Genomic DNA, 6,765 nt, shown 5'->3' on the forward strand with positions numbered 1-6,765 from the left:
ATCATTGCCTGTAAGAAAGGGTGTCCTGAAAAGTCAAAAGCGAATCGGGACATCACGGGGAAAAAATGTTCTTGACTTTCTTTTTTATAAAAGCCCCGGGTGAAGCACAGCGAAACCCGGGGTATGAGGATCACGATAAACACCGCCGAACAGAGGGATTCGTTTGAAATAACTAGTAGCAATGAGGCGGTACAACTCATGGACGAATTTTGATAGCAACCCGAGTGAGTCGTTTGATTTCGAGGTTTCAACCAAACCTTTTGAACACACCCCTCAATCCCCTCTCCCCGAAGCGCTCCGGGCAGGCGTGAGGGGAGGTCTTTGTCAGATACGCCATATGAATCATTCGTCTGACGGCGGGAAGCCGTCTGACGAGGTCGAGGATTTTTAGCCTGTGGCGTACGCTCGCACATCGGCCATATCCACCATCAGGTCGAAGAGTGCGGTATTTCGTACAAATGTTGGGATTTGATCACTTCCGGGGCCCCAGGCAGCTATCTCTACATAATCGGCCGTATGGTTTGTGCTAATGAAATTAATCCCGTTGTAGTTGGCCAGTACGCCCGACAACACTCCCGATGGCTGCTGACGATTCCGGAACGGCGAGCGGAATGTTCCCTGAAAAGCCTGTTTCAGCATCAATCCTTGTTCTCGGGTAATTTTGGTGTTCATGGCGTACTCCACGTGGTCCATAATATCCTTTACGGTAACACCTTCAAGCGAATCGTCCGACCAATGATAGCCCATCTCACTGTACATCCACTCAAAACTGTGGCGGTAATCCTGAATCGTATCCAGCATGGCAGGTGAGTCACCGTAACCGGAGCCAAGCCCGCTCAGTCCGGGATTTGCATTACCATGATCCGTCGTCAGAATAACCAGTGTATCGTCACGGCTCTCGGTAAAGTCCATCACTTCTTTGATGGTATCATCAAAAGCGATCTGATCGTAAATCAGTCCGGCAGGGTCATTACCGTGTGCGGCGTGATCCACCCGCCCGCCTTCAACCTGAAGGATAAATCCGTTTTCATTTCTGTTCAGTCTATCCAGCGCTGTTTTTGTCATCTCGGCGAGCGTGGGAACTCTCTCCTGAAGTTCAGGCAGCGTATTATGATCAACCATGTAAGGCAGATGCGAATCGTAAAACACTCCCAGGAGTTTACTGTTCCGGGTTGCACGATTCATCTCTGTCCTATTTCTTGCCACCGTGTAACCGTTCTGCTCAAAGACAGAGTAGAGGTCCTTGCCGTCGTCCCGGCTATCTGCCGAAAAGTGACGAGCGCCTCCACCCATCAGCAGATCATAACCCCGCTCAGCATACTGCTCAGCAATTTCATCTTCCATACCTCGCGACGGCATATTAATTCCAAATCCTGAAGGAGTAGCATGGGTAATACGCGCTGAGGTTACCAATCCGGTTGCCTTCCCCGCATCTCGGAAAATTTCGCAAATGGTTTTATACTCTTCGCCGTTGGGTCCTGTATTTAAGGCTCCGTTGTTAATTCGGTTACCACTTCCCCATGATGACGCCGCCGCGGCCGATCCCGTTACCACTGAATTTAGAGAAGCCATATCCATCAGCCCGCGATGATACTCACGGTCAGACTCATACAGTTTAATCCAGTTGGTTTTTTCTCCATACTGCCGCTGTTTAAGCAGGTCGGCCAGGGCCAGGGTACCCGCGCTCATCCCATCCACAACCAGAAAGATGACATTTTTTGCATCCCCAAAGGATGATTTTTTTGTATCCGGTTTTTGAAATGTTCGTCCGAGTGCCCCGGTTCCCAATGCAGCGGTAGACATGGCCCCGGCTTTCAAAAATTCTAATCGGCTAAATCCTTTTTTACTCATGGATGGATGTTTTTGGTTTTTAAATAATCAGGTTTAACATAGTTATCTCTTAAAAAACGAACTCCCTGACTAAAAGGCGAATCAAGAAATTGTTAAATCTTTTACGAACTCAATTACGCTTATCTTTCAAAAGGTTGAGTCTGGTTTCTTGCATCTCTTCTTCCGTTTGTTCATCGCCTGTATAAAGAGCTCGTTCCCAGGAACCGTAATTTGGATTGGGCAGTACAAACCACTTAACCCCCCAATGATCCGAATATTGCTCGGCCAACGCCTTTCGTTCGTCGATAGAAATTTCCCGGGCCGGCACAAAATCATTGAGGTCGTCGCCAAAAAGCATCAGAACTCTGTAATTCTCAGTTACCACTTTCCTTCGGTTTATTTTCGCTGAGGTCCAATCGGGTTGGCCGCCGTTACTCATTACCGAGCCTTCTTCAACAGGGAAGCCCAATTCAAGTAAATTTTGCTCCGTATAGGGCTGAACTTCTGCATCCCGGTTGGTGATATAGAAAACGGCAATTCCCAGGTCATTTGCATCATTCGTAAGCTCTAGAGCTCCTTTTATTGCTTCAGCTTCGGCCTCCCGCACCCAGTTATTCCATGTTACGGCGTCATAACCGGTTTGATCCAAAATACCCCTCGCCTCATAAAAGGAGTTGTCAATAGCTGTTTCATCCAGATCCAGAATTATGGCCGGCGGTTTGTCGAAATAGGGGTCTTCCTGTTCCAAAGAAGCCGTCCATGACGAGTCTTCAAGAGCAACCGGAAGAAGGGATTCAGCCGTATTGTACGCCTGATATGTTAGAGCTTCGTACTCAGCGGCCGTCTGAATCCAAAGAGTGGAGTAGAGGGTGTTGTTGGAATAGTCTACGGTCTGGTTTGAGGTTTGACAAGCCGTAAACAGGGCGATGAATAGAACTGGCAGTATACTTTTTTTCATGTTGTTAACCGGTTTTCAGGTCTGATAAATAAACGTTGAGTCACTTATTAACCTGAGTTCGACTCTGAGACAATGACATCAAAAGTCCTCCTAAACAAAGGGGGATTGAGGGGGATGTTCATAAGATTTATGAAAAACCCGATAGACACCCCTCTTTAGCTCCCCTTGTTAGGGGAGAATTCTTCATTGGTTTAAATAAGATTATTAATCGAACTGAGGTTATTAAGAACATCTTTAAAATACAAAACACGTTGACCAAAAATGAGTAAAACACATTTTCAATCTGGGTATTTAGCTCTAACTCATTTTCATTATATTTTAAATAATGTGAGTTCGAGATAAGTATATTGAATATAATTTTCCCCTCCTGCCTGCCCTCGAAACGTCGGGGTGTAAGGAGGGGTTGGGGGAGGTAGTCTTGATGATTTCAGGCTTCAAAATTGATCCGATTTTGGATTTAACCACCCCTATATCCCCTCCTTGAAGAAGGAAGGGACTTTTTCAATGCTTTTACATTTATTTTATATCGAACACACGTTAAATATGTATCCATTAAACCGTAACGAAAAAGAATAAAACTATGAAGTTGAGAGTACATGATAGAGCTCCCAATCAGAAAAGTTTGGCTAAAATTTTCAGCCTGCTGATTGGGTTTACATTTTTACTTTCATTTTCGGCATTACAGGCTCAGGAAGTAACCCCGGAGCATATAGCCAAAATGAAATCCGTTTCCGGATCGGTTATTTCCGATGATGGCAGTCATATCGCCTACACCGTGAGCGTACCGGCTGATCCGTACGAAGAAAACGCCGGCAACAGCAATCATCTCTACGTATTAGATGTAGCCGAGGGCACCACCAAGCCGTATTACACATCCGGTTCGGTAGCATCCGTACAGTTCAGACCTAATCATAACAGTATCTCGTTCCTGGCCAGCCGCGACGGAGATAACGGCCGGGCACTGTATGAACTGCCACTGGATGGAGGAGAAGCTGTACAGCTTTTCGGCTTTGAGCGCAATATTGTCTCCTACACCTGGCACAATGATGGAAATCACGTAGCGTTCACCGCTTTTAATGCTGCTGAGGAATCCGATTCACCGCTGCCGTACACGGCCGATGTGTATGAAGAGAATCAAACCAATCGAAAAGCATATATTACCAATGTAACTGTTGAAGACCACGAACCTCATCAGCTGAATGTAGACGGCTCCATCTATATGGTTGAATGGAGTCCGGACGGAAGCAAGCTTGCCGTTTCCGCAGCGCCAACACCTGAGGTGGATGACTTCTATATGAAACAGCAGGTATTTATTGTTGATTACCGCACCCGGGATATTATTGCTGAGGTAAACAACGAAGGAAAACTTGGCGAGTTCAAGTGGAGCCCGAATGGTGAGCAGCTGGCCTTGAGAACCGCCTACGATATCAACGACCCGACTGACGGACGCCTTAAAATTGTGTCTGCCGAAGGCGGAACTCCTGAGAATATCGATGAAGGTTTTGAAGGCAAATATGAACAGATAGAGTGGACGTCCAATAACGAAATTCACTTCCTGGCAAGTCAGGGCACAAACACAATGTTGGGTACCATTCGGCCGAACGGAGCCAATAAAAGTGTGCTTTTCAATGCTGATGCACATGCTATTTCATCTTTCTCCCGCTCATCTGATGGAATGATTTCGTTCGTGGCGAGTTCACCTTCACATCCTAACGAAGTATATACCTTGAGCCGCGCGCGTAACGCACAGCCTCAGAAAGCTACTGACCACAATCCGTGGCTTGAAGAGGTTGAACTGGGCAACCAGGAAGTGGTTCGATACACTGCCCGCGACGGCGAGTTTGAGATTGAAGGAATGCTGATGTATCCCGTTGGCTACGAAGATGGTACGCGAGTACCGGTTATCACGGTTGTACACGGTGGCCCGGAAGCACATTACAGCAATGGCTGGCAGACCGGTTACTCCAGTCCGGGACAGATGGCTACCGCAAAAGGATATGCCGTTTTTTATCCGAACTATCGCGGAAGCACCGGACGCGGCGTTGAGTTTGCCTACAGCAGCCAAGGCGACCTTGCCGGAAAAGAGTTTGATGATGTCGTGGACGGCGTGGACTACCTGATTGACCAGGGAATTGCCGATGAAGACCGAATTGGCGTTACCGGCGGATCTTATGGCGGGTACGCGTCTGCCTGGATGAGCACCTACTACAGCGACCGCTTTGCCGCATCCGTAATGTTTGTTGGTATCAGCAATAACCTCTCCAAATGGGGAACCAGTGATATTCCGAATGAACTCTACCTGGTACACTCACGAGAGCGCATGTGGGAATCCGACGCCAAATGGATGGACTACCTGAAACGAAGCCCGATCTATTGGGTAGACCGAGCAGAAACTCCAACACTGATTATGCACGGCGCTGAAGATACCCGCGTACACCCGGCACAGTCACTCGAGCTTTATCGCCATCTGAAAGTTCGCAAGCCGGATGTTCCGGTTCGACTGGTCTGGTATCCCGGTGAGGGGCACGGAAACTCCCGTTCAGCCTCCAAGTTCGATTACAACTACCGAATGCTGGAGTGGTTTGACACCTACCTGATGACGGGCGATGCTTCCGCGGAGATGCCGCACTGGGATGCACCAATTCCAACACGTGACTAAAGATAAAGTTTATAATATTAAACAGATTCAAAAGCCCGGGCTCATCAGTCCGGGTTTTTTGTTTTCTCATCCCTGATCAAGAGGACTTTGTACACCTTTACCTCCCCGATTCAGAACATGCGTGTAGATCATCGTTGTTTTTACACTCTTGTGGCCAAGCAGCTCCTGGACGGTGCGGATGTCGTAGCCGTTTTTCAGCAAATGTGTGGCAAACGAGTGACGGAATGTATGTGGGGTTACACGTTTCGGTATGTTCAGAATATTTGATGCGCGTCTCAATTCGAGCCGGACATTTTTTGCAGAAATATGATATCGATGTCTTATACCTGAACGGGGATCTTTACGCCTGTTTCTGGCCGGAAACAGGTATTGCCAAATAAATTTCTCCTCAGCGCCGGGATACTTTTTTGACAGAGCTTTAGGCAGAATCGTCTTCCCAAAACCTTTTCTCAAATCTGACCGATGAAGTCGTCTCACTTTCTCGATATGAATTTTGAGTTTTGGTATTACCCGATCAGGCAACATCGTGATGCGGTCTTTTCTTCCTTTGCCATTCCAAACAGTAATTTGGCGGTACGCAAAGTCTACATCCTGAATTCTAAGACTAAGTACTTCAGAAATTCGTAACCCGGCTCCATATATGAGCTCCAGAATCATTTGATTTACACCGCTCATCTCATTGATAATTGCCAGGGCTTGTTCCTTAGATAGAACCACGGGCAGTCTCTTTGGCTTTTTTGCGCGTTTTAGTTTTTTCAACTCTCCGACTGGAATTTCTAAAACATGCTCATAGAGAAATACCAGAGCCGAGAGTGCCTGATTTTGTGTTGATGCGGCAAGATTGCACTCGTTAGCCAGATAGTTCAGATATTTAACAATGTCTCGATTTCCCAGTTCACGGGGATGAGTGAGATTATGATACCGAACATACCTGACAACCCATTGGCAATATGTTTTTTCCGTGCTGTAACTATAATTTCGTCTTCTGATTTCTCGTTTAATCAGGTCCAATAATTTACGTTTACCCATACCTTTTTATATGTATGAGTGCAAAATGGTGATTTCCTTACAAAAAAATTTATTTAACCCTATTATTTGACCCTTTTATTTAACCTGCGAGAATTTTATTTAACCAATCAGTTTTTCTATTTGTCGTATTAAAAGCTTTAAACTATAATGCAACTAGATTAAGCCCTAAGATTTGGGTGAATAAATACATGTTATGTTTCGAAAACTCATTTTTGCCACAAGCAATTTTCACTTCTATTATCTGTTATAATTATGTATGTTCTAGACAGACTAGATGAATATGGAGGTA

The 6,765-nt window shown here is 46.1% G+C and carries 4 protein-coding genes; 1 reads left to right on the forward strand and 3 read right to left on the reverse strand.

What is annotated here, in order from left to right; genetic code table 11:
• Positions 1-387: 387 nt before the first annotated feature.
• The gene (locus ACESM0_RS12015; RefSeq protein WP_372906451.1) at positions 388-1,851 is read right to left on the reverse strand and encodes an alkaline phosphatase; all 1,464 of its coding nucleotides are present in this window, start codon (positions 1,849-1,851) and stop codon (positions 388-390) included.
• 109 nt (positions 1,852-1,960) lie between these two features.
• A complete protein-coding gene (locus ACESM0_RS12020; protein WP_372906452.1) occupies positions 1,961-2,788 on the reverse strand; it encodes a 5'-nucleotidase, lipoprotein e(P4) family in 828 nt (275 codons plus the stop codon).
• A gap of 580 nt (positions 2,789-3,368) precedes the next feature.
• On the opposite strand from ACESM0_RS12020, the gene ACESM0_RS12025 reads away from it, so the two are divergent.
• On the forward strand, positions 3,369-5,447 hold the full coding sequence (locus ACESM0_RS12025; protein WP_372906453.1) for a S9 family peptidase: 2,079 nt from the start codon (positions 3,369-3,371) through the stop codon (positions 5,445-5,447).
• A 66-nt stretch (positions 5,448-5,513) separates the two neighbouring features.
• Here ACESM0_RS12025 and ACESM0_RS12030 read toward each other — a convergent pair whose 3' ends face one another.
• Entirely contained in the window at positions 5,514-6,476 is a 963-nt protein-coding gene (locus ACESM0_RS12030) for an integron integrase (protein ID WP_372906454.1), read from the reverse strand.
• Positions 6,477-6,765 lie beyond the last annotated feature (289 nt).

Source organism: Rhodohalobacter sp. (genome assembly GCF_041686455.1).
Lineage (GTDB): Bacteria > Bacteroidota > Rhodothermia > Balneolales > Balneolaceae > Rhodohalobacter.

Bases quoted from the DNA above. Each gene is read 5' to 3' on its own strand.
- ACESM0_RS12020 (WP_372906452.1), bottom strand. From the start codon at position 2,788: ATGAAAAAAAGTATACTGCCAGTTCTATTCATCGCCCTGTTTACGGCT.
- ACESM0_RS12015 (WP_372906451.1), bottom strand. From the start codon at position 1,851: ATGAGTAAAAAAGGATTTAGCCGATTAGAATTTTTGAAAGCCGGGGCC.
- ACESM0_RS12030 (WP_372906454.1), bottom strand. From the start codon at position 6,476: ATGGGTAAACGTAAATTATTGGACCTGATTAAACGAGAAATCAGAAGA.
- ACESM0_RS12025 (WP_372906453.1), top strand. From the start codon at position 3,369: ATGAAGTTGAGAGTACATGATAGAGCTCCCAATCAGAAAAGTTTGGCT.